Origin of the sequence: Brevundimonas sp. R86498, assembly GCF_044598075.1 — a bacterium.
In the GTDB taxonomy this organism is placed as follows: Bacteria; Pseudomonadota; Alphaproteobacteria; order Caulobacterales; family Caulobacteraceae; genus Brevundimonas.
The window spans coordinates 1,522,314-1,544,158 of sequence record NZ_CP139004.1 but is presented as its reverse complement, the minus strand read 5'-3'; the positions used below and the strand labels follow the sequence as shown (position 1 = coordinate 1,544,158).

Below are 21,845 nucleotides of genomic sequence, written 5' to 3'. Positions count from 1 at the left end.
GGTTAGCGGGTCCGCGCCTTGCGGGCGGCGTAGCGCGCGTCGCGGGCGGCCTTCTGTTCTTCCTTGGTGAGCTGCTTGCGCTCCTTGCGGGCCGCGCGCTTCTCGGCTTCCATCGCTTCTTCGGTTTCCCGTTCGGCGGCCCGACGGGCTTCCTCACGCTCGGCCTTGATGCGGCGTTCCTCGGCCTTGGCCGCCTCATGCTGGAGACGCAGGGCCTCCTTCTCGGCGGCCCGCTTCTCGGCCAGAAGGTCGAACTCGGGATCGGGTGCGGCCGCCTTGGGCTTGAACTTGGCCAGAAGGGCCTTCTTGGCTTCCTGCTGTGCGGTCAGGCGATCGGTGAAGCCGGTTTGTTTCAGATCTCTCATGCGGTCGGTCGGTCGTCCTTCGTCAGGTTGGCCCGGCACCGGTAAGGCGCGGGCAGGGATCGCCACGGCGCCCGGCCGTGGGCAAAGCCGAAACGAGCCGGGAAATCAAGCAGGGATGTCATTCCCCGCCGGATCGGCTCCGATCCGGTCGGGACCGTCATCACAAGGACGCAGTGCCGCCCGAGCCGACGCCCGGGTCTCAGTCGGGCTTGTCGGCCTGACCCACGGCAGCACCGGCGGCCCCGCCGACCGCCGCTCCGACCGGTCCCCCTACGACCGCCCCGGCTACGGCCCCGGTGGCGGCGCGCTGCTCGGTCGTGTGACCGCAGGCTGCCACAGCCATCGTCAGCGCTGTAGCGGCGAGAGGGAAAAGAAGGCGACGCATGGCGGTGTCCTCATGGCAATCCAGGGGGGATGCCGCCTGAAACGCGACGTCAGGCCGGGAGGTTCCAGCCCGGCCCCGCAGCACTCATCCGGCAGTTCCCTCATGCCTCGCCAATACAATAGATATCGCGACACAAAGCAGGACTTTTTTAACCTCAGGCTTACCAATTCAAAAAACAGACAAACCGATACGATAATCGCATCAGAATCGTCGCAAGTTAACGATCTTGTTCTTGCGCGTTTCTTGTAATCGGCTTCGGAAGTGCGACAAAGACCACCCTCAACATGAGTCTTGCGAATCAAACACATTGAGGCCATAAATGGGTGGCTTAAGGCGCTTTCTTCGGATGTCGCGTGTTCACCGACTTCCGATTGGCAAACCGGCTCGCGACGACCTTCTCGCCCGGTTCTGCAGACGACCCTGGGGCAGCTTCCCGCCCTGCTGAATAGGACGACGCCTTTGTTCCATCTCTCGCCTGAGCGCGCACCTTCGCGCGCCGATCGTGCGGCCACAATCCGGCCCGTGACGGCAGCGGCGGTGTTCGGCGCAGTGGTGGGACTGGGTATAGGGTGTGCCTATCTGGGCGGCACGGCCGCGCGCGCGACCACCGTCCGCGCCCAGGCGGAACGTATTGCCGGCGCGACCTCGGCCGGATTTACCGAAGAGGCGCTCGCGGCTGCGGCGGGGGGGCTTGACGCCAGCGCGCTGACCATCGCCCGCCGCCACGATCCGTATACCGTCGCCGGCTCGGCCCGCCGCGACCGTCAGGCCGAGCTCCTCACCGCCCGCCTGGAACAACTGCGCCCGGACGCCCGGCGCAATGATCTCCGCCGCATCAGTCTGACCGATGTGCCCACCGCCGCCCGCCCCTTCCGGATCGACAATGCCCTGGACGCATCGCGCGACCTCGAATGCCTGACCCAGGTCGCTTATTATGAGGCGCGTGGAGAGGGCACCGACGGTATGCGAGCCGTGGTCCAGGTCGTGCTCAACCGGGCGCGCCACCCGGCCTTCCCCAAAAGTGTCTGTGGCGTTGTGTTCCAAGGCTCCGGCCGTCGTATAGGCTGCCAGTTCAGCTTCACGTGCGATGGTTCGATGCGGGGACGGGTCAATCGCGCGGCCTGGGACCGGGCCCGTACGGTCGCCTCCGCCGCCCTGTCCGGCACCGTTCATTCCAGCGTCGGCAACGCCACCCACTTTCATACCACGGGGGTTTCCCCGCGCTGGAGCAACACTCTGATCCGCGTCAGTCAGGTCGGCGACCACGTCTTCTACCGCTTCAGCGGCCGCGCCGGATCGTCCAACGCCTTCAGCTATGCGGCGCAGCCGTCGTCGGCAAGCGACATCCAACGGACGGTTCTGGCTGGTATCGATCCGACCGAGCCCCTGCGTCAGGCGGGCCAGGCTATCGCCTACACCGCCCTCCTGGCTCAGGAAGGCGCTGGAACGGACACAGGCCCCGCCCCGTCCGACGCACCCTCGTCTTCTCAAGCCGCACCGGCCACGACCGCGAGGGCCGAACCGGCCCCCACCTCGGCTGACTCCGCATCGGTCTCCACGCCCCAGGCCTGAACCCCGCCATACGGCCGCTCCCGCACCTGGGGGTGGGTAGTCCGATTGTCGGCCAGCGGCCCGAAGGGCTGACCAGTGTGGCGGGTCAGCCCCAGCGCGATCACCGGGCCCACGGCCACGGCATCCCCGGGTGTTTCATCAGGATCCGTCTCGACCGGAGCGGGCGGGTTCTGAACCACCCTCAGGCGCGGGGTCACAGGCTGTTCCTTCTGGCTTCAGAAGGAAAACCCGCCGGCCGCTACCCCGTTCCCTCAGACGGCGTCCAGACCGATATCGAGGACCGGGGCCGAGTGCGTCAGGGCCCCGACCGAGATCACATCCACGCCCGTGCCGGCGATCGCGGCGACCGTACCCAGATCCACGCCGCCTGACGCTTCCAGTACGACGCGGTGTCCCCCGCCCCGCTGTCGCCGAACCGCCTCAGCGAGGTCTGCGAGGCTGAAATTGTCCAGCATGATGACGTCCGGACCGACGCCCTCCGTCACCAGCGACAGGGCCTGGTCCAGCTGGTCCAAGCCATCGACCTCGACCTCGACCTTCATCAGATGGCCGACATGCGCCCGGGCGGCGCGCACGGCCGCTTCGACGCCGCCGCAGACGGCGATGTGGTTGTCCTTGATCAGGATGGCGTCATCGAGCCCGAAGCGATGGTTGACGCCGCCTCCGCAACGGACGGCGTGCTTCTCAAGCGCACGCAGGCCCGGGGTGGTCTTGCGCGTGTCTGCGATCCGGGCCCCCGTGCCCGCCACCGCCTCGACATAGGCGCGCGTCAGGGTCGCAACCCCGCACAGCCGACCCAGCAGGTTCAAAGCCGTCCGCTCGGCCGACAGAAAGGCCCGGGCATCGGCGTCCGCCTCGACCAGCACGGCCCCTGCCTCGAACGCCCCCCCTTCCGCCATCCGCGTCTCGATCCGGGCGAGCGGATCCATCTCCAGCAGACTCAGACGAACACAGTCCAGACCTGCCAGCACGCCGGGCTTGCGCGCCACAAAGACCGCGCGCATCCGCGCCCCGACCGGAATACAGGCCGCCGCCGTCACATCGCCCGCTCGCCCGAGGTCCTCGGCCAGGGCGGCCACGACGATGGGGCGGATCAGGATGTCAGGCAGGGACAGGCTCATGCGCCGCCAAACACATCGGCGAGCGCGATCCGGATCTCCGGCGCGAACAGGGGGCTTACGCCCCCTTCGGTCACCGTTATCTCGCTGATCCAGCTCCCATCCGCACGCGGCCCACGGTAGATGCGGACAAGGCGCGCTTCCGGTTCGGCGATCCAGAGTTCCGGAATACCGGCCCGGGCGTAGAGCGGTACCTTGGTCCGGCGGTCGTCCTCAACGGTGCTGACGGAGACCTCGATCACCAGAACGGCGTCTGCCGCCTCGTAATATTTGCGACCGCCACGGGACCGGGCGACGAAGATGTCCGGCTCCGGGGCGCTGTGATCCCCGATGCGCAGCGTACCTTGGGTCAGGACCTTCAGGTCCAGCCCCGGTGTGGCCCGGACCGCAACGCCCAGCCCCAGATGCAGCTCGCTGGTCACATCGGTGTGGTCTCCGGAGAGAGGGGCCATGTCGCAGATCCTTCCCTCGATCAGTTCGACCTTTCCCGCATGCCGGGAGAAAATTCCGGCCTGTTCCATCCGCTCAAAGGCGTCGAAGTCGAACAGGAACGGCCGCCGCCCTTCCTGCACAGCGCTCGAAAGGGTTCCGACAGGACTGCGATGTTGGCCGGTTTCCATCGGGCGACTATGCCAGAACGGCAACGGGACGAGAAGTCGATTCAACCTCACGTTTCACCAGCCGTGTATGGGCGGCATGCGGGGCCGTGTCCGGGTAGTCTGCCCGATAGTGCCCGCCCCGGCTCTCGCGTCGAGCAAGGGCCGCCTCGGCCACAAGCCGTGCCGCAACCAGGGCGGGTGGCGCACCGTGGGCCGTCTCCAGCCGGTCGATCAGAGCAACGAGCCGCGTCAGCCCTTCGGCATCGCGCACCACGCCACAGTCCGCGCTCATGGCCGCGCGCAGTTCGGCATGCGCCGCCGCCGGAAGATCCTCGACCACGCGCCCGACGATCACCGGTCCCTTGACGAGGCCGCACGCTGCCGCCGCCCGGCCCGTCCGCCGCCCGAACGCCGCGGCCTCCAGCAGGGAGTTGGACGCCAGCCGGTTGGCCCCGTGCACGCCCGTCGCCGCGCATTCGCCCACGGCGAACAGCCCCTCCAGACCGGTCCGGCCGTCCGGATCGGCGGCGATGCCGCCCATGTGGTAGTGGGCCGCTGCGGACACCGGGATCGGCGTCTCGCGCGGATCCAGTCCGGCCCGCAGACAGGCGGCGAACACGGCGGGGAACCCGGTCGGGAAATGCGCGCCGATGGCCGTGCGGGCATCAAGGAAGGCTCCCCGCCCGCTGGCCCGCGCGGCATGCACCGCCCGCGCCACGATATCGCGCGGTTTCAGGTCCGCGTCGTCCGCCTCACCCAGCAGGAAGACGCCGTCACGGTCGATCAGCCGCGCGCCCTCGCCGCGCAGAGCCTCCGTCGCCAGCGGCATGGGGTCCAGCCCCACATCCATGGCGGTGGGGTGGAACTGCACGAACTCGGGATCCAGAATCTCCGCCCCGGCCGCCCAGGCCAGGGCCATGCCCTCGCCCTTCAGCGCCACCGGGGTGGTCGTCTCCCCGAACAGACCACCGGCCCCGCCGGTGGCCAGCACCGTGGCCGGGGCGAGCACCTCGACCCGCCGGCCCCCATGTTCGATCACCGCGCCGCGGACGCGGCCACTCGCGTCCTGGATCAGGGCCCGCAGACGCGCGTCCTCCCAGACCGTCACATGACCCGAGGCGCGCACCGAGGCGACCAGGGCCGACAGAATGGCCCGGCCCGCGCCGTCGCCGCCGACCCGGGCCACCCGGGCCCGCGAATGGGCGGCTTCCAGACTGACGGCGAACTCGCCGCCGGCATCCCGGTCGAACGGCGCGCCCAGCGACGCCAGCCACTCCACGGTCGCCCGCCCCTCGTCGGTCAGGGTCTCTGCGGCCGCGTGGTCGACCAGACCGGCCCCGGCCGCCTCGGTGTCCTTCAGATGCAGCGCCGGGGCGTCGTCCCGAGACAGGGCCGCGGCGACCCCGCCCTGGGCCCAGGCGCTGGAGGCGGCCTCCAGCAGCGGGGCCGGACTGATCACCAGCGTCGGGGCCGGGCTGGCCGCCAGCGCCGCCGACAGGCCTGCCAGCCCGCCACCGATGATCAGCGGGCCCTGCAGATAGATCCGGCTCACCGGTCGAACCCGATGAAACGGGCGGCGATGTCCAGCGCCCCGGAAATCCGCTCGGGCGTCGTGCCCTCCGCCAGAGGCATCAGCACACCGAGAGCCGCTGCCGCACAGGCCGCGCCCGTAATCAGAAACAGGATCAGCGACCGCCCGGCCTCCGGCCAGCTCAGGGTCTTCTCGCCCGGCCGCCAGGCCCCGCGACGCAGGGATCCCAGAATGGCGATGCCGAGGAACACTGCGAGGATCCAGCGCCCGGTCGAGACACCCCACCACACGGCCAGACCGCCGATGGCGATCAGGGCGGCCTTCTCGACCAGGGGATCGATCCGGGCCAGCACGGGCCCCAGGGCCTTGGATCCGTCCAGCGGCGGGGCCGGGGCCAGATTGACCAGATTGATCATGGCGATGAAGAAGGCCCCCAGCATCCAGGCGTCATCGCCTGTGGCCAGCCACAGACCCACGACGGGCAGGATGGCCAGGAGGCCGAACGCCGGCCCCGCCAGCGCCACCAGCACCCCGTGCCATTCGCTGACCGGATTCCGCTGTCCCCGCGCCAGTCCACCGAGGAAGGGGATGATGTAGATCTTCGCCGGCCCCATGCCGAGGCGGTTCATCGCCAGCACATGGCCGTACTCGTGCACGAACAGGCCGAAGATCGCGGCCACCGCCACCACCCAGCTTCCGCTCATCAGCCACAGGAAGCCGCCCAGCAGCACCGTGGAGGCGATCGCCCACGGCAGGCTCTGCCCCTTGTCGATCGAGGGCGCGCCGGGGCTGGAGGCCGGCACAGCCGTCGCGACAACGGGCGCGTCCGCGACCCGGCCGTCGCGCGATCCCCACGGGCCGTCGGTCATTTCGCGGCTCTGGCGTCGGAGAACAGCCGGGCCAGCCAGCCCACCCTCTCGGGTTCGTGGACCGGTTCCGCTTTCGGCCTGAGGGGCAGCACGACGAACCCGCCGAACCCGCGCGGGTGAGGGGCTTGATAGTGCATCAGATCAGCTCCACCGACACATGATGCCGGGCTTTCACAAGGTCATAGCGCGCCGGGACCGCCGGCGGCGGCAGGTCGATCATCCGCTGCACGGCCAGCGCCGCCCGGGCGATCATCTCTTCCGGCACGGTCACCTCGAACTTCATGTCGCGCAGGCAATCCCGGATGTTCGTCAGGGTGATCCGCTTCATATAGGGGCACAGGTTGCACGGCCCGATGAACTGAACCTCCGGCACGTCGCCCTTGATGTTGGCGGCCATCGAGCACTCGGTGATCAGCACCACCTGCTTCGGCTTCCTGGCCGTGATGTAGTCGGTCATGGCCGCCGTCGACCCGGCAAAGTCGGAGGCCGCCAGCACCTCTTCGGGGCACTCGGGATGGGCCAGGATCTCGGCCCCTGGATAGGCCTCGCGCATCTCGGCGATGTCGGCGGCGCGGAACCGCTCGTGGACGATGCAGCGGCCCTTCCAGGCGATGATTCCGACATTGGTCTGGGCCGCGACGTTCCGAGCGAGGAACTCGTCGGGGATCAGGATGACCCTGTCGACGCCCCATTCCTTCGCCGCCCATTCGACCACCTGCACGGCATTGGCGCTGGTGCAGCAGATGTCGGTCTCGGCCTTCACATCGGCCGTGGTGTTCACATAGGTGACGACCGGGAGGCCCGGATAGCGCTGCTTGATCAGCCGCACATCCGCCCCCGTGATCGCCTCGGCCAGCGAACAGCCGGCCTTCAGATCCGGGATCAGCACGGTCTTTTCGGGCGACAGGATCTTGGAGGTCTCGGCCATGAAGTGGACGCCGGCCTGGACGATCACGCTCGCGCTCGACTTCGCCGCCTCCTTGGCCAGCCCCAGACTGTCGCCGACATAGTCCCCCACCCCGTGGAAGATCTCGGGCGTCATATAGTTGTGGGCCAGGATGACGGCGTCGCGCTCCTTCTTCAGGGCGTTGATCTCCGAGATCAGCCGCGCCTGGTCCGGCCACTCCATCGGGGTGACGAAATCCCTGACCTTGGCCCAGACGGGCGCGGTCTCCTCGGCGATCCTGCGATCCAGCTGCAGACTGACGACCAAAATGGCCTCCCGACCCTTATGCTCAAAGTTAGCATAACTGGAGCCAATATAGGCCGATGGGCCGTCTTCGCAAGAGCCGCGCGGAGATCCGGAGCCATCCCCGGCCGTGGCCGTTTCCTTCGCTGAACGCTGGAGAGACCCATGTCCTACCGCCGCTTTGCGCTGATGATCGTCGTCTCGACGATCATCATGTTCGGCCTCATGTATCTGAACACCTACCAGCTCGCCCATGTCCGTTTCAGCGAGACGCGGGCCTTCATGGCCGTGGTCATGGGGGCCGCCATGGGCCTCATCATGCTGGGTCTGATGTTCGACATGTACCCCGACCGGCGCAAGAACCTGGCCATCCTCGGCGGCTGCGGTCTGATCTTCGCTGCGGCCCTGTGGCTGGTCCGCAGCCAGACCACCGTGGACGACGTCGCCTATATGAAGGCCATGATCCCGCATCACTCGATTGCCATCCTGACCAGCGAGCACGCGCAAATCCGGGACCCGCGGGTGCGCGATCTCGCCGACCGGATCCGCCAGACCCAGCTGGAGGAAATCGCCGAGATGGAGGGATTGATCGCCGCCATCGAGGCACGCCCCACCCCGGACGACGCCCCCGTCCTGCCGGTCCGGCCACCGGCCTGACCCGGCCGAAATGAAATAATCACTTCCAGATGACGATTCTGGCGGTCATATCGACCTCCTGACCACCGTCGACTGCCGTCTCCATGCAAGAAACCCTCCGCCGCATCCTGACCGCCCGCGTCTATGACGTGGCGATCCAGACGCCGCTCGACCCCCTGCCCCGGCTCAGCACCCGGCTCGGCCGCCCCGTGCTGCAGAAGCGCGAGGACCTGCAGCCCATCTTCTCGTTCAAGATCCGCGGGGCCTACAACAAGATCGCTACCCTGGATGCGGCGCAACTGGCGCGCGGCGTCATCTGCGCCTCGGCGGGCAACCATGCCCAGGGCGTGGCCTTCGCGGCGAGAAAGCGCGGCACCTCCGCCACCATCGTCATGCCGGTCACCACCCCGCCCATCAAGGTCGCCGCCGTGCGCGCCCTGGGGGGCACCGTCATCCTGCACGGCGACGCCTTTGACGAGGCCTTCGCCGAGGCCAGTCGCCGGGCCGAGGCCGACGGGGCGGTCTTCATTCACCCGTTCGACGACCCCCATGTCATCGCCGGTCAGGGCACGGTCGGGCTCGAGATCATGCGCCAGCATTCCGAACCCATCGCCGCCATCTTCGTGCCCATCGGCGGCGGGGGGCTGGCGGCCGGCATCGCCACCATCGTCAAATTCCTGCGCCCGGAGACGAAGGTGATCGGGGTCGAGCCGGTCGACGCCGCCTGTATGCAGGCGGCCATCGCAGCAGGCGAGGTGGTGACCCTGAACCAGGTCGGCCTGTTCTGCGACGGGGTCGCCGTGCGCCGCGCGGGCAGCGAGACCTTCCGCCTGTGCCGGGATCTGCTGGACGACATCGTCACCGTCGACAACGACTCCATCTGCGCCGCCATCAAGGACATCTTCGATGACAGCCGCGCCGTCGCCGAGCCGTCCGGGGCCCTGGCCCTCGCCGGGCTCAAGGCCTGGGCCGCCGCCCACCCGGACACCGCCGGGGACGGAGCCCTGATCGCCATCAACTCGGGAGCCAACGTCAATTTCGACCGCCTGCGCCACATCGCCGAGCGGGCCGAGATCGGCGAGGGTACCGAGGCCCTGCTGGCCGTGGCCATGGCCGACGACCGCGCCGTCTACAGTCGTTTCCTGAATGCGCTGGACGGCCGCTCTGTGACCGAGTTCAACTACCGCTGGTCCGGCGAGGGCCGCGCCCACATCTTCGTCGGGGTCGCCATCAAACAGGGGCCGCACGAGAAGGACGACCTGATCGCCGCCCTCGTCGCCGACGGCTATGCGGTCGAGGACATGAGCGACAACGAGACCGCCAAACTCCACGTCCGCCACATGGTCGGCGGCCGCGCCGCCGGCCTGCCGTATGAGCGCATCCTGCGCTTCGAATTCCCCGAACGGCCCGGGGCCTTCCTGAAGTTCCTGAACAGCCTGCGCCCCGCCTGGGCCCTGACCCTGTTCCACTATCGCAATCACGGCGACGACGTCGGCCGGGTCCTGGCGGGCATCTCCGTGCCCCCTGCCGAACAGCCGGCCCTGACCGCCGCCCTGGCCGAGCTCGGCTACCCCTATGTCGACGAGACCGACAACCCGGCCAGCCGCCTGTTCCTCGAGGGGGTCTGAACCGCGGCCCCCTCATGCGCCAGCAGCCAGCGCTTGCGCTCCAGCCCCCCGGCATAGCCGGTCAGGGTCCCGTTGGCCCCGATCACCCGGTGGCAGGGCACGATCAGGGCCACCGGGTTCTGGCCATTGGCCAGCCCCGCCGCCCGCACGGCCTTCGGCGATCCCACCGCCGCCGCCAGCTGGCCATAGCTGCGCGTCTCCCCCGCCGGAATGGCCCGCAGCGCCGCCCACACCGCCGTCTGGAACACCGTCCCGGCGGTCTTGACCACCAGCCTGTCCAGCGCCCCCGCCTCCCCGGCGAAATAGCGCTCGACCGCGCCGCGCACCGCTTCCGGAGCCCGTCCCGGCACCAGCGTTGCCCCCGGCGCATGCCGCCCCAGCAGCCGCATCATCCGCGGCTCGTAGCCGACAAAATCCAGCGCCCGCACCGCGCCGTCCGTGTCGGTCACCAGCAGCACCTCGCCCACCGGCGTCGCGATCCGGTCCAGCGTCAGGGTCTCAGTCATCGTCTCGCTCCCATGTCGTCGTCTCCTCCCCATCGCCGAAGGGCGATAGGGAGGTGGCTCATCGCGATCAGCGAGGTGGAGGAAGGATCGCGAAGCGATCCGACGACGGGAGGGGGCGACCGGGTCTTGCCGGGCGAGCACCACGAGCTCCGATCTCAACCACCGCGACGCCCCCTCCGTCACGCCGCGAAGGCGCGGCGCGCCACCTCCCCGTCGCCCGCGGCGACGGGGAGGAGACCGTTGATCTGCAGATACAGCGCCCCATAGGCCCGCCACGGCCGCCAGGCTTCCGCCCGCACCACCAGCGTCTCATCCTCCATCCGGTCGCTGGGCGCGTCCTCGCCCCCATCGACCCAGTCCCCCGGCAGCCTCAGCCCCGGCCGCGCCTCGACCAGGCACCTCAGCTCGGGATCCGCCGACAGGTCCCGCGCGATCGCCTCCGGATCGGCCGACAGGTCGAACACCCGCCGCACCCGCGCCAGCACGCCGGGCAGGGCCTTGAGGTCGTCGACCTCGACACAGACCGACAGCCGCCCGGCCGCCCCCGGGGTCGCCGTGACAAATCCTGCGGCCCCGTCACTCTTGGGGTCCAGATCCCGCGACCAGGCCCCGCCCTCGACCCGGTCGCCGCGCGTCTTCAGGGCCGCGAACATCGCAGGCCAGTCATAGGGCGGGCGATACGACAGGTTCAGCCGCACGCCCCGCCCGGGGGGTCGTTCGGCCCGCCGCCTCAGGGCCGAGGGAGCACGGCCGTACAGGGCCTGGAACGTCTCGTTGAACCGCCGCACGCTCCCGAACCCCGCCGCCAGCGCGACCTGGGCCATCGACAGATCCGTCTCGTGGATCAACGCCTTGGCCAACAACACTCGCCGGGTCTGGGCCACACTGACCGGTGACGCTCCCAGATGCTGCCGGAACAGCCGCCGCAGCTGCCGCTCCCCCACGCCCAGCCGGCCGGCGAGCGTGTCGACATCGCCTTCGTCCAGGGCCCCGCTCTCGATCAGGGCCAGCGCCCGGCTGACGGTATTCGACGTTCCTCGCCACGCCCCCAGATCGGGGGCCGTCTCGGGCCGGCAGCGTAGACAGGCGCGAAACCCCGCCTCTTCCGCCGCCGCCGCCGTCACCACAAAGCGCATGTTCTGCCGGTTGGGCGTCCGCGCCGGGCACACCGGCCGGCAGTAGATCCCGGTGGTCTTCACGCACCCGAAGAACCGCCCGTCGAACCGCGCGTCACGCGTCAGGGCCGCCCGGTAGCAGGCCTCCTGGTCCAGACTGTCCGCCGCCGTTTCCATGCCCGCAGGATGGACGCGACGGCGGATGAAGTCTCGCGGTTTTCGGACATCTCAGCCCCGCAGGACCCGCCAGACGTCGCCCAGGGCGCGGAACACCAGGCTGATCGCGGTGAAGGCCAGACCCCAGGTCATGATCAGAGACAGGGTCGAGGCGACCCCGACCAGATCACGCTCCTGCGCCCGCAGGTCATGCAACCGGTCGAAGTCCAGAAGCACCCAGTCGCCGGCAATGCGCGCCTGCTCGGCCCCGACCGAGAGGGTGAACCAGTGCTCCGCCCCCACGATCGCCCACACCAGCCACAGACCTGCGGCCGCCATCAGGACCGACAGCCCCGCCCGCAGTCGCGTCGCCTCCGGCCGGACCAGGGTGAACAGATCGGTGCCCAGCTGGCCCAGGGCATAGAACAGGATGGGCACGAACAGGGCCGCCCAGACCGGGGCCGGGGTCACATCGACCAGCTCGCCCTCCACCCGCATGACGCCCAGACCCGGAAACTGCAGGGCCCCGACCCACCACAGCAGGAAGATGCCCGAGGCGATCGCCGAAAAGGCGGCCTCTCCGCTCACCGACCGGTGAACCCGCGGCCGCGGGGTCCACAGCGGCCGTGCCGCGTCGCCGGCAGCCGCCGCCGACCGGGCCCGCTCACCCGCGGTCCGCGCCGCCACGCCCCAGGTCACCGGGTCCGACAGGCCAAAGGCCCCCAGATCCTTGACGCGCCAGTCGGTCAGCCATTTCGGCCGGATGCCGTTGTGCTCCATCACCGCCCCGGCGAGCGTCAAAGCCCCGATCAGCGTCAGGGCCGAACTGAACCAGCCCCCGAAGGCCTGCGAGATGTCCTGGCCGAAGTTCGCCGGCTCGCTGACCAGCCGGACCGCCAGTCCGATCCCGGCGATGGCCAGCAGCACCAGCAGCCCCGCCTTGACCCCGTACAGCCAGTAGGGAAACAGCTCCGGCCCGATCAGACTGTCCGGCCCCTTGCGATAGCGCGCCGCCACGACCAGCGGATGGCCGATCTCCTTCAGGATCGCCTCGCGCTCGTCGTCGGTCAGGGCGCGGCCCAGCGCCTCCTCCTTCGCCTCGATCCGGCTCAGGATCAGGTCGCGCAATTCGGCGATGATGTCCTCGCGCTCGTCGGGCGGGAGCTGTGCGGCCACCGCCTCCAGATAGCGGTCCACCATGTCTTCGGTCTTGGCGTTCATGCCCGGTCCCCTCGGTCCAGAAAATGTCAGAGAATCTTGTCGAGCGAGGCGTTGATGCCCCGCCACTCGTCGGTCAGGGCGGCCAGCATCGACACGCCCACGGGCGACAGGACGTAGAAGCGCTTCTTGCGCTTCTCCTCCTCGCGCCATTCGCTGTTCAGAAGGCCCTGGCTCTCCAGCCGGCGCAGCAGCGGATAGAGGGTCGATTCCTCCATCTCCAGCCCGTCGGCGGCCAGGGCCTGCCGCAGGGTGTAGCCGTACCGCTCGGTCCGCAGACAGGCCAGCACCGCCAGCACCAGCGACCCGCGTCGCAGCTCCAGCCGCATCGATTCAAACAGGTCGGCGTCGACGCTCACGAAAACTCACCCTCCACGCCACATAGTGTGTGACACACAGTGTATGCGACATACTGTGTGACGGAGTCAAGCCGGCGTCGGGCAACAAAAAAGGGGGCGGCCGACCTGCGTCGACCGCCCCCCCTGATTAGTCCCGGTTGCCCGGGTCGGCTCAGAAGGCCTTGAAGTTGAAGCTCACATAGAAGCGACGGCCGAACAGATCGAAGTTGTCTTCGGTCGTGTTGCCCAGCCACGGGGCCGGGTCAGCATCGAAGGCATTGACCACGCCGGCGCGGACGATCAGGTCCTCGCGGGCCTGCCAGCGCACCGAGAAGTCGTGCTGCGAGTAGTCACCGGTCTCCAGATACTTGAGATTGTCGTAGCGATCCCAGTTGCTGATGATGTTGTCGATGTCTTCACGCTCCTGGCTGGCCTGCCAGTCCCAGTCCCAGACGAAGGCCAGGTCCTGGATCGGCGACCAGCTCAGGGTCGACAGGAAGCGCACGCGCGGCATGCCCACGGTGTCCTCGTCGTCGGTCGAGTTGGTCGGATCGACGATGTTGACGAAGTCATGCTGTTCGATCAGCCAGGTGCCTCGGATCGAGTGGCTGAACGTGCCCCAGTCCCGGCCGCCGAAGCGGAAGATATCGCCGCCCCAGCGGGTGTTGAAGTCCACACCCTTGGCCGTCAGGGCCGCATAGTTCAGCGACCCCTGGATGAAGCTGGTGACCTGGAAGGTGGTCGCGTCCCGGGTCTGGGTGGCGCAGGCACCGACGTTCAGATTGTCACCGCTGACGCACTGGTTGGCGGCGTTCTGGGCCGACACCGAGGCGATCGCGTCCTGAATTTCGATGTCATAGTAGTCCATGACGATCGACAGGTTGGGCAGCAGATAGTCCGGGGTCCAGACGAAGCCGTAGGTGAAGCTTTCCGACGTTTCCGGCTGCAGGAACGGGTTGCCCCCCGACAGGCCCGAGACCGATCCCGACCCGTAGTTGGGCAGGTAGGAGTTGGCCGCGTTCGGGGTGTCGAAGGTGAAGCTCAGACCCGATTGCTGGGCCAGGGTGGCGCAGTTGGTGATCCGGTTGGCGCGGATGGACTGATCGGCGAGGTTGTTCAGGACCGTGGCGCTGCAGGGATCGCTGAAGCCGTTGGCGAAGGTCTGGCCCAGCGGATCATTGGTCTCGCCCAGGTTCGGCACCCGGATGGCCGTGGCCGTCGTGGCGCGCAGCATGAGCTGGTCCACGGGGCGATACTGGAACATGACGCTGTAGGTTTCCTGCTCCCCGACGTTGGAATAGTCGGAGTAGCGGTACGCCCCGCTGATCTCGGCCGACCGGCCCAGCCAGCTGTCACGCAGCAGGGGCAGGCTCAGCTCGGCGAAGATATCGTTGGTGTCATAGCTGGCTTCCTCGAAATCCGGTCCGGCGTTCAGGAACAGGTAGCGACCTGCCGTGTCCTTGTCCCGCCCGGTGCCGCTGGTGATTTCCTTGCGGTACTCGTAGCCGATCGAGGCCCCGATCGGACCGGCACCCCAGAAGTCCCACAGCTCGCCCGAGGCATAGGTCAGGAAGTCGTGCTGCTTGTTCTGGTCGGTGACGGTGACCGACGCCTGGATGTAGTCCAGTGCGTCCTGCGAGAAGCCGCCCTCGCCGAACACACGCACAGGAACGCACTCGGAAATGACGTCGCCCTGGCGCGAGTAGGTGGTGCCGCCGACCACTGCGTCAGGGACAGCAATGCCCTGGGCGGACAGCAGCTGGACCCGGCAGACCACCTCGCCCGCCTTGCCGTTGACGATGCCGGCGGTGTCGACCACCGCGTCGACGGCCGCCTGGTAACGCACGTTGTCGACGCCCAGCTCCCGGTTGGAGTTGTTCATCTCGCCGTAGGTGTAGCCCATCTCCCAGTTGACGTTGCGCACGAAGCCGATGTCGCCGGCATCGCCCCGCAGGCCGATGACATAGCGCTGCAGGTCGCGGTTGTTCAGCTGGTTGCGGGCCGGGCCGTACAGTTTGTGCTGGGCGCGCGGGTCGGCGACCGTCCCGGTCTGGACGCCGGCGCTGTTATAGACCTGACGCGTGTTGTTCAGGATGGCGGTGCGCACATCGGCGGGCATATAGGCGTTGTCGAGGCCGATCTCGAAGGCCGAGTTGCCGGTGATCGCGCCGACCGTTCCCGGGGCGAAGGCCCGGATGTTGAAGTCGTGGAACACCCGCTGGCCGGCGTCATAGGTTTCTTCCTCGACGTATTTCGCCTCGGCGAACAGCTCGATGTCCTCCGTGACGGCGAAGTTCAGGCCGGTCTGGAAGCGGTAGTTGGTCGATTCCGGCAGACGGCTGGCCTGGCCCTGCTCGGTGTTCTGAACCTGGCCGAGACCGCCGTTGGAAGACGGCCGGGTATAGCCGACCTCGCTACGGATCGGACCGAACACCACCGGCTGGGACGCACCCGAACCGTCGTACAGATAGGCGTTGTCCGGGTTGTTGTTCGGGGCCAGTGAGAAGCAGTTGGCCGAGAAGCTGGTGGTGGGGCAGGTGGCGAAGGTCACGTCCGGATCGCTGGCCGGGCTGGGCTGTACGCCCGTGGCCAGAATGGTGACGCCACCGTAGTTGGTGCCGCGGATATAGGTCCGGATGTCCCGCACCAGAACCAGATCGGTCACCCCGTCAGCGGGGGCCGAGGCCGGGTCGGCGTCCATGGTCAGGAAGCCCCAGCTCTCGCGGCGCCAGTCGACGTCGGAATCGAGGACCTCTTCGCTGCCCTGATACTCACCGGACACATAGACGTTCAGCCGGTCGTCCAGCAGGTTCTTGCCCCACAGGATGGACAGGCGCTCGCTCAACTGGTGGTCCTGGTTGACCTCGGCGATCGAGCCGTCGATCTCCAGTCCGTCGAAATCCTTGCGCATGATGAAGTTCACCACGCCCGACACGGCGTCCGCGCCGTACACGGCGGCCGCGCCGCCGGTGATCACTTCGGTGCTCTCGATCAACAGGCGCGGAATGGTGTCGACGTCCACCGCCAGGGTGCCGGGCTGGGAGCCGACATGGCGACGTCCGTCCACCAGGGTCAGGGTCCGGCCGGCACCCAGATTGCGCAGGCTCAGAAGCGACAGGCCACCGTCGTTCAGATTGCTCCCCGTGGTGTCTTCCGGGACGGTCGAGCCGGACAGGGCGGGAATATCGGCGAGGAAGTCGACGACATTGACCTCACCCGACTGCAGCACTTCTTCCTGACCGATCTGGATCAGCGGCGTAGGCGAGTTGGTCGGGCTGCGACGGATGCGCGAACCTGTGACCACGATCTCATCGACGTCAGAGGCCTGGTCGGCGTCCTGGGCCATGGTGACGGTCGGTGCCGCCATCAGCGTGAGGGCGAGCGTGGTCAGCAGGGTTGTGCCCAGCAGACGGGAGCGTTGGGTGGTCATGAAAATCCCCGTGAAGTGAACGCGATTCACCACTCGAGAGGCGAACCGGGGGCCTCATCCCGCCAAGGCCACGCTTGCGCAACAAGATTGACGCAGCTTCGTCACAGTTTGTCGCAGGTGGTATAATTTCGCCACATAAACAGCTGTTTCTGCCTCATTTGGGACGAAATATTACTGGATATTAGCGTTATTCGAGATAAAATAGCTCCTCGACCCGCTTGTGCAGCACACGGGCGAGAGACAGCGCCAGCAGGGTGGACGGCACGAACACCCCGTTCTCGACGGTGTTGATGGTCTTGCGCGACACCCCGGCGAGCTCGGCCAGTTCGGCCTGGGTCAGACCAGCGGCCGTGCGGATCTCCTTCAGCCGCGACCCCAGCCGCGGATCACCCATCCTGCCCGGCCTCGCGGTCCAGCCAGGCGAAGCGGATGCCTGCAGTCGCGCCCGCCGCCGTCAGCACGAACGGCAGGGCCAGGATCGCCAGCGGCGGCCGCCACAGCGCCAGACCGAGCGCCACGGTGACCCCGGCCATCAGTACTGGAAAGGCCAGGGCGATGGCCCGTGCCCGCAGCACCAAAGTCAGTTCGTCCTCCATGAACCGGCGTTCCGTTGCGGCCCGAGGACCCCATCCCATGGCCGCGGCCGCCGCCACCCAGGCGTACACCACGGGCAGGCTGGCACTCACATAGTCGGACCACGACCCGGCCCCGTTGACGATCTCGTTCAGCCCCCGCGTGCCCTGAACAAGGAACAGCGCGCTGATGAACGGCAGCACCCACAGCCGCTGCGTCCGGTTGGACTGCAGCCGTTCGCGGCGTGACGCCAGGCTCTCTGTGCGCCAGCGACGGTCCCACGGACGAAGTTTCCACGCCATGATGGCCGCGCCGATCATCAGGCCGATGCCGATCCCGGCCATGATTCCGGCCTGGGTCGCCGCGTCGCCGGACCGGGCCTGGGCGAAGGCAAAGCCCAGCCCCGCCAGAACTCCGCCGCCAGCGATGCTCACCACCGCACCGACAAATTTGCGGCGGCGGGCTCTGCCCTCACGGTCCAGATTGCGTTCATCCATCGCCGTCATCTCCACCTCCTAAGGTTTGTCACCTTGAGGTGACATATCACCTATGGGTTACACGCCGTCAAGCGGCGGTTTTCCTTTTGGCCAGCCGTGGCTAGGGTGGCTGCTCTCCCGGGGGTTTCTCATGCTGTCGATCCTGCGCCGTCTTGCCGGCCCGTGCCTTGCCCTTTCCGTCGGCCTCGCCGCGCCCGCAGCCGCCTTGGCCCAGTCCGCCCCTCCGCCCCTGATCGCCGGCGCGACCTACGATCCGGCGGTCCCCACCCTCCGCTCGGTGGTGGGCCACGACTCCGGCCAGTGGATCACCCGCCCCTCCGACGTGCGCCGCTATTTCGACGCCCTCGCCGCCTTCGCCCCCGACCGTGTCGTGATCGGCGAGTACGGCCGCACCCATGAGGGCCGCCCCCTGTGGTGGGCCGCCATCGGGTCGCCCGCGAACATCGCCCGCCTCGACGCCATCAAGGCCGCCTCGCAAGCCCTCGCCGATCCGCGCCGCACGACCCCGGCGCAGGCCGAGGCGATCATCGCCGACCAGCCCGCCATCGTCTGGATGGCCTATTCGGTCCATGGCGACGAGATCAGCCCCGCCGATGCCGCCATCGCTGCCGCCCACCACCTGCTGGCTTCGCGCGATCCGGCGGTGCAGGCTTGGCTGGCCAGCACCCTCGTCATCATGGTCCCGACCCAGAACCCGGACGGACGCGACCGCTTCACCGACAGCTTCTACGCCGGCTATGGCACCCGGCCCAACCCGGACGGCCTGTCGGCCGAGCGCGATCAGCCCTGGCCCGGGGGCCGCTTCAACCACGACCTCTTCGACCTCAACCGCGACTGGTTCATCCAGACCCAGCCAGAGACGCAGGGGCACGCCGCCCTCGTGCTGGACTGGCGGCCCCAGGTCCTGGTCGACAGCCACGAGATGGGCACCGACCAGAGCTTCTTCTTCCCGCCCGAGGCCGAACCCCTCAACCCCCTGCTGACGCCGGAGACGCTGGAAAGCCGCGAGATCATCGGCCGCAACACCGCCCGCCGCTTCGATCAGGCCGGCGTCGACTACTTCAACCGCCAGACCTATGACGCCTTCTACCCCGGCTATGGCGACGGCTGGCCCGCCTATCTGGGCGCGGTCTCCATGACCTATGAACAGGGCAGCGCCCGGGGCCTGGCCGCCCGCCGCTCCTCCGGCGAGATCCTGACCTACCGCGACACGGTGCGGAACCACCTGATCGCCACCCTCTCGACCATCGAGGCGTCGGCCGCCAACCGCGAGCGGCTGCTGCGTAACGCCTACGCCTATGCCGGCGACGGCGTCTCGGGCGGACGGGGAGCCTTCCTCCTCGCGCCCAACCCGGCCGATCCCGGAACCGTCGACAAACTGGCCGGTCTGCTGACCCGCTCCGGCGTCGAGGTCGGCCGGGCCTCCGCTGCCTTCTCGGCCTGCGGCCAGAGCTGGCCCGCCGGGTCCTATGTGGTCGCCCTCGCCCAGCCGCAGCGCCGCATGGCCGAGGTCCTGCTCAGCCAGAACGTCCCGCTCGATCCCGACTTCCTCGCCGAACAGGAACGCCGCCGGACCCGGGGTCTGGGCGACCAGATCTATGACGTCACCGCCTGGTCCCTCCCGGTCATGTTCAATGTCCCCTTCGCCCGCTGCGGCACCATGCCCTCGGTCGCCCTGACCCCCGCCGGCACCGACCTCGTCCAGCCCGGCCAGATCACCGACGCCGGGGCCGCCTTCGGCTATCTGGTCCAGCCGGGCGTGGCGGGCCTCAAGCTGATGACGGCGGCGCTGGATCAGGGTCTCGCCCTGCGCTCGCTGGCCCGCCCCATCGTCAAGGACGGCCGCACTTGGCCCTCGGGCACCCTGCTCATCCCCCGCACCGGCAACCCCGCCGACCTGACCACACAGATCCAGACCCTGGCGGCCCGAACCGGGGCCGAGGTCGCCGGCATCGGCGACAGCTGGGTCTCCAGTGGCCCCAGCTTCGGCTCCGGCGGCGCCGTCCCGCTCCGCGCCCCCCGGGTCGCCCTCGCCTGGGACGAACCGACCAGCCCCTCGGCCGCCGGCGCGACCCGCTACATTCTGGAGCGCGAGTTCGGCTATCCGGTCACCGTCGTCCGCACCGCCAGCCTGACCTCGGCCAATCTGTCCGGCTTTCAGGTCCTGATCCTGCCGGACGGTGGCAACTATGAATCCACCCTCGGCAGCGGCGGCCTGACCGCCCTGCGCGCATGGGTCCGCGCCGGCGGCACGCTCATCACCCTCGGCCGGGCCAGCCGCCTGATGGCGGACGAGGACGCCGAACTGCTGGCTTCGCGCCGTCAGGATCCGTCCACGGACGAAGAGGAAAAGGCCGCCGACCTTATCGCCGACGAGGCCCACTACCATGCCCTCATCGGCGTGGCGGAACCCGGCCCGGCCGCCGTCGCCGGCGCCCTCGCGCGCGCCGAGGTCGACACCGAGCACTGGCTGGCCGCCGGGATCGCTCCCTCGGTCAATGTGCTGGTCCAGGGGGCCGACATCTATGCCCCGCTAGGCCGCGGCGAAGGCGTCAATGTCGTGCGCTTCGCCGGCCCGGACGACCTGCTGGTCTCGGGCCAGATGTGGCGCGAGAACCGCCTGCGTCTGGCCTTCAAGCCGGCGGTGATGGTCAACAGCCTGGGCTCAGGCCAGCTGATCGCCTTCACCCAGGACCCCACCGTGCGTGGCTATCTGGAAGGCCTGAAGCCCCTGCTGATCAACGCCGTCTTCCTCGGCCCGGCCAACAGCAGTCCGAACTGGTAGGGGCTCAGATCAGCAACGCGCCCTCGTGGCGCAGCAGCCAGGTCTTGCGCTCCAGCCCGCCGCCGAACCCGACCATGGCCCCGTCGGTCCCCACCACCCGGTGACAGGCCAGCACCAGCGGGATCGGGTTGCGGTTCAGCGCGACGCCCGCCGCCTGGGCCGCCCCGCGCTCTCCGGCGCGCCGGGCCATCTCGCCATAGCTTAGAGTCACCCCGACCGGCACGTCCCATAAGGCCCGCCAGACCCGCGCCTGAAATCCCCCGTCGCCGGCGGCCCCGTCCAGCGACCAGTCGATCCGCGTCAGCGCCGCGCGGTCGCCGCCGAAGTAGGCCATGAGCGGCTCGGCCACCGCTTCCGGCACCGCTCCCTCGACCATCTCCACGCCCGGATAGGCGCGCGTCATCGCCCGCCTCAAACCGTCGCCGAACGACACGCCTCTCAGACGCCCCTCCGCGTCGACCGCCAGGGCCAGCGCCCCGATCGGCGACCCCACCTCGCCGACCGTCAGCCTCACCGGCTCATCAGGGCGTTGAGCGCCCCGTAGTCCATCGCCTCGACCGTCTGGGCCGCCGAGGATCCGTCCGCGAGGAAGCCGCGCGTCAGCCGGTCCGACGCCGCATAGGCCGCCGCCGCGATGTTCGATCCCGCGCTCAGCCGCCGCACGCCCCAGGCCTCCAGCACGGCCGCATCCGGCAGGGTCGCCCGCGCCAGAAGGTTCAACGGCAGTCCGAAGCCCGCCAACGCCCGGGTCGTCGCCTCGTCCGTGACCCCGGGCATGAACAGCCCGTCCGCCCCGGCCGCCCGGTAGAGCTCTGTCCGGCGGGCCGCCTCGTCCAGCCGCCCCTCGACCGGCCCGATCCCTCTCAGCCACAGATCGCAGCGGGCGTTGATAAACAGGTCAGGTCCGACCCCGGCCCGGATGGCGGCGATCTTGTCGGCCAGACGTTCGGCCGGGCCATCCGCGTCCTCGATATTGATCCCGACCGCGCCGGTCTCCCACACCCGGCGTACGCCCCCGGCCACCGTCGCCGGATCGTCGGAAAAGCCGCCCTCGACGTCGGCGCTCACCGGGGTACTCCCCGAGGCCCGCACAATCCGGGCCAGCGCCGCCAGCAGTTCGCCCTCGGGCGGGGTCGCCGCGTCCGGCCAGCCCAGCGCCCAGGCCACGCCGGCGCTGGTGGTGGCCACGGCCTTGGCGCCTGCCGCCACCGACAGGGCCGCCGAGGCCGCGTCCCAGGCGTTGGGCAGGATCAGCAGGCCGGTCTCATGCAGGCTTCGGAACGTGGCGGCGGGGCTCATGGCGATCTCCTTTTGTTCCGCGAAACCTGACGCGGT

The 21,845-nt window shown here is 68.9% G+C and carries 21 protein-coding genes; 4 read left to right on the top strand and 17 right to left on the bottom strand.

Features of this window, described 5'->3' with window-relative positions; all coding sequences use genetic code 11:
• Positions 1 to 2: 2 nt before the first annotated feature.
• Positions 3 to 365 carry a DUF6481 family protein gene (locus tag SJY26_RS07605; RefSeq protein WP_396595529.1) on the bottom strand — a complete coding sequence of 121 codons (363 nt, stop codon included), beginning with the start codon at positions 363 to 365 and terminating at the stop codon, positions 3 to 5.
• Positions 366 to 564: 199 nt separating this feature from the next.
• Complete coding sequence (locus tag SJY26_RS07600) at positions 565 to 750, bottom strand: hypothetical protein (RefSeq protein WP_396595528.1); 186 nt, start codon at positions 748 to 750, stop codon at positions 565 to 567.
• 522 nt (positions 751 to 1,272) lie between these two features.
• Between SJY26_RS07600 and SJY26_RS07595 the strand changes: the two genes are divergently transcribed.
• Entirely contained in the window at positions 1,273 to 2,322 is a 1,050-nt protein-coding gene (locus SJY26_RS07595; protein ID WP_396595527.1) for a cell wall hydrolase, read from the top strand.
• Here the strand turns inward: SJY26_RS07595 and SJY26_RS07590 are convergent.
• The 6 genes from SJY26_RS07590 to nadA all read right to left on the bottom strand — a co-directional run bounded on the left by SJY26_RS07590 (position 2,238) and on the right by nadA (position 7,655).
• Positions 2,238 to 2,519, bottom strand: a complete 282-nt coding sequence (locus SJY26_RS07590) for a hypothetical protein (RefSeq protein ID WP_396595526.1) — start codon at positions 2,517 to 2,519, stop codon at positions 2,238 to 2,240. The two genes, SJY26_RS07595 and SJY26_RS07590, sit on opposite strands and share 85 nt — an antisense overlap.
• A 54-nt stretch (positions 2,520 to 2,573) precedes the next feature.
• Positions 2,574 to 3,443: a carboxylating nicotinate-nucleotide diphosphorylase gene (gene nadC / locus SJY26_RS07585; RefSeq protein WP_396595525.1), complete on the bottom strand. Its 870-nt coding sequence runs from the start codon at positions 3,441 to 3,443 to the stop codon at positions 2,574 to 2,576.
• On the bottom strand, positions 3,440 to 4,060 hold the full coding sequence (locus tag SJY26_RS07580) for a Uma2 family endonuclease (RefSeq protein ID WP_396595524.1): 621 nt from the start codon (positions 4,058 to 4,060) through the stop codon (positions 3,440 to 3,442). Before SJY26_RS07580 ends, nadC begins: the two co-directional genes overlap by 4 nt.
• A gap of 7 nt (positions 4,061 to 4,067) precedes the next feature.
• Positions 4,068 to 5,591 carry an L-aspartate oxidase gene (locus tag SJY26_RS07575; RefSeq protein ID WP_396595523.1) on the bottom strand — a complete coding sequence of 508 codons (1,524 nt, stop codon included), beginning with the start codon at positions 5,589 to 5,591 and terminating at the stop codon, positions 4,068 to 4,070.
• Entirely contained in the window at positions 5,588 to 6,439 is an 852-nt protein-coding gene (locus SJY26_RS07570) for a metalloprotease (RefSeq protein WP_396595522.1), read from the bottom strand. The genes SJY26_RS07575 and SJY26_RS07570 overlap by 4 nt, the downstream gene beginning before the upstream one ends.
• A 136-nt stretch (positions 6,440 to 6,575) precedes the next feature.
• Positions 6,576 to 7,655, bottom strand: coding sequence for a quinolinate synthase NadA (gene nadA, locus SJY26_RS07565; protein WP_396595723.1), 1,080 nt, complete (start codon positions 7,653 to 7,655; stop codon positions 6,576 to 6,578).
• A 138-nt stretch (positions 7,656 to 7,793) separates the two neighbouring features.
• On the opposite strand from nadA, the gene SJY26_RS07560 reads away from it, so the two are divergent.
• Together SJY26_RS07560 and ilvA are read left to right on the top strand one after the other, a co-directional pair.
• A complete protein-coding gene (locus tag SJY26_RS07560; RefSeq protein ID WP_396595521.1) occupies positions 7,794 to 8,285 on the top strand; it encodes a DUF305 domain-containing protein in 492 nt (163 codons plus the stop codon).
• 83 nt (positions 8,286 to 8,368) lie between these two features.
• The gene (gene ilvA, locus SJY26_RS07555) at positions 8,369 to 9,892 is read left to right on the top strand and encodes a threonine ammonia-lyase, biosynthetic (protein WP_396595520.1); all 1,524 of its coding nucleotides are present in this window, start codon (positions 8,369 to 8,371) and stop codon (positions 9,890 to 9,892) included.
• Here ilvA and SJY26_RS07550 read toward each other — a convergent pair.
• The 7 genes from SJY26_RS07550 to SJY26_RS07520 form a co-directional block, all read right to left on the bottom strand.
• Positions 9,838 to 10,398 (bottom strand): methylated-DNA--[protein]-cysteine S-methyltransferase, encoded by a 561-nt coding sequence (locus SJY26_RS07550; RefSeq protein WP_396595519.1) that lies wholly within the window; start codon positions 10,396 to 10,398, stop codon positions 9,838 to 9,840. The genes ilvA and SJY26_RS07550 overlap by 55 nt on opposite strands.
• Positions 10,399 to 10,577: 179 nt before the next feature.
• Complete coding sequence (locus SJY26_RS07545; RefSeq protein ID WP_396595518.1) at positions 10,578 to 11,690, bottom strand: bifunctional transcriptional activator/DNA repair enzyme AdaA; 1,113 nt, start codon at positions 11,688 to 11,690, stop codon at positions 10,578 to 10,580.
• Positions 11,691 to 11,741: 51 nt separating this feature from the next.
• Positions 11,742 to 12,890 carry an HAAS signaling domain-containing protein gene (locus SJY26_RS07540; protein WP_396595517.1) on the bottom strand — a complete coding sequence of 383 codons (1,149 nt, stop codon included), beginning with the start codon at positions 12,888 to 12,890 and terminating at the stop codon, positions 11,742 to 11,744.
• Positions 12,891 to 12,916: 26 nt separating this feature from the next.
• On the bottom strand, positions 12,917 to 13,246 hold the full coding sequence (locus SJY26_RS07535) for a PadR family transcriptional regulator (protein ID WP_396595516.1): 330 nt from the start codon (positions 13,244 to 13,246) through the stop codon (positions 12,917 to 12,919).
• Positions 13,247 to 13,397: 151 nt separating this feature from the next.
• Entirely contained in the window at positions 13,398 to 16,655 is a 3,258-nt protein-coding gene (locus SJY26_RS07530; protein WP_396595515.1) for a TonB-dependent receptor domain-containing protein, read from the bottom strand.
• A gap of 187 nt (positions 16,656 to 16,842) precedes the next feature.
• Positions 16,843 to 17,049: a helix-turn-helix transcriptional regulator gene (locus SJY26_RS07525; protein WP_396595514.1), complete on the bottom strand. Its 207-nt coding sequence runs from the start codon at positions 17,047 to 17,049 to the stop codon at positions 16,843 to 16,845.
• Positions 17,042 to 17,734 carry a hypothetical protein gene (locus SJY26_RS07520; RefSeq protein WP_396595513.1) on the bottom strand — a complete coding sequence of 231 codons (693 nt, stop codon included), beginning with the start codon at positions 17,732 to 17,734 and terminating at the stop codon, positions 17,042 to 17,044. Before SJY26_RS07520 ends, SJY26_RS07525 begins: the two co-directional genes overlap by 8 nt.
• 121 nt (positions 17,735 to 17,855) lie before the next feature.
• Here SJY26_RS07520 and SJY26_RS07515 point away from each other — a divergent pair, with 121 nt between their 5' ends.
• Positions 17,856 to 20,510 (top strand): M14 family metallopeptidase, encoded by a 2,655-nt coding sequence (locus tag SJY26_RS07515; protein ID WP_396595512.1) that lies wholly within the window; start codon positions 17,856 to 17,858, stop codon positions 20,508 to 20,510.
• A gap of 4 nt (positions 20,511 to 20,514) precedes the next feature.
• On the opposite strand, the gene SJY26_RS07510 is transcribed toward SJY26_RS07515, so the two are convergent.
• Together SJY26_RS07510 and SJY26_RS07505 are read right to left on the bottom strand one after the other, a co-directional pair.
• On the bottom strand, positions 20,515 to 21,024 hold the full coding sequence (locus tag SJY26_RS07510) for a methylated-DNA--[protein]-cysteine S-methyltransferase (RefSeq protein ID WP_396595511.1): 510 nt from the start codon (positions 21,022 to 21,024) through the stop codon (positions 20,515 to 20,517).
• Positions 21,021 to 21,809, bottom strand: coding sequence for an isocitrate lyase/phosphoenolpyruvate mutase family protein (locus tag SJY26_RS07505; protein WP_396595510.1), 789 nt, complete (start codon positions 21,807 to 21,809; stop codon positions 21,021 to 21,023). The genes SJY26_RS07510 and SJY26_RS07505 overlap by 4 nt, the downstream gene beginning before the upstream one ends.
• Positions 21,810 to 21,845: the final 36 nt, after the last annotated feature.

Coding starts and splice junctions, on each gene's coding strand:
- SJY26_RS07515 (WP_396595512.1), top strand. CDS start 17,856: ATGCTGTCGATCCTGCGCCGTCTTGCCGGCCCGTGCCTTGCCCTTTCC.
- ilvA (WP_396595520.1), top strand. CDS start 8,369: ATGCAAGAAACCCTCCGCCGCATCCTGACCGCCCGCGTCTATGACGTG.
- SJY26_RS07525 (WP_396595514.1), bottom strand. CDS start 17,049: ATGGGTGATCCGCGGCTGGGGTCGCGGCTGAAGGAGATCCGCACGGCC.
- SJY26_RS07520 (WP_396595513.1), bottom strand. CDS start 17,734: ATGACGGCGATGGATGAACGCAATCTGGACCGTGAGGGCAGAGCCCGC.
- SJY26_RS07505 (WP_396595510.1), bottom strand. CDS start 21,809: ATGAGCCCCGCCGCCACGTTCCGAAGCCTGCATGAGACCGGCCTGCTG.
- SJY26_RS07600 (WP_396595528.1), bottom strand. CDS start 750: ATGCGTCGCCTTCTTTTCCCTCTCGCCGCTACAGCGCTGACGATGGCT.
- SJY26_RS07540 (WP_396595517.1), bottom strand. CDS start 12,890: ATGAACGCCAAGACCGAAGACATGGTGGACCGCTATCTGGAGGCGGTG.
- SJY26_RS07560 (WP_396595521.1), top strand. CDS start 7,794: ATGTCCTACCGCCGCTTTGCGCTGATGATCGTCGTCTCGACGATCATC.
- SJY26_RS07545 (WP_396595518.1), bottom strand. CDS start 11,690: ATGGAAACGGCGGCGGACAGTCTGGACCAGGAGGCCTGCTACCGGGCG.
- SJY26_RS07570 (WP_396595522.1), bottom strand. CDS start 6,439: ATGACCGACGGCCCGTGGGGATCGCGCGACGGCCGGGTCGCGGACGCG.
- SJY26_RS07530 (WP_396595515.1), bottom strand. CDS start 16,655: ATGACCACCCAACGCTCCCGTCTGCTGGGCACAACCCTGCTGACCACG.
- SJY26_RS07550 (WP_396595519.1), bottom strand. CDS start 10,398: ATGACTGAGACCCTGACGCTGGACCGGATCGCGACGCCGGTGGGCGAG.
- SJY26_RS07605 (WP_396595529.1), bottom strand. CDS start 365: ATGAGAGATCTGAAACAAACCGGCTTCACCGATCGCCTGACCGCACAG.
- SJY26_RS07580 (WP_396595524.1), bottom strand. CDS start 4,060: ATGGAAACCGGCCAACATCGCAGTCCTGTCGGAACCCTTTCGAGCGCT.
- nadC (WP_396595525.1), bottom strand. CDS start 3,443: ATGAGCCTGTCCCTGCCTGACATCCTGATCCGCCCCATCGTCGTGGCC.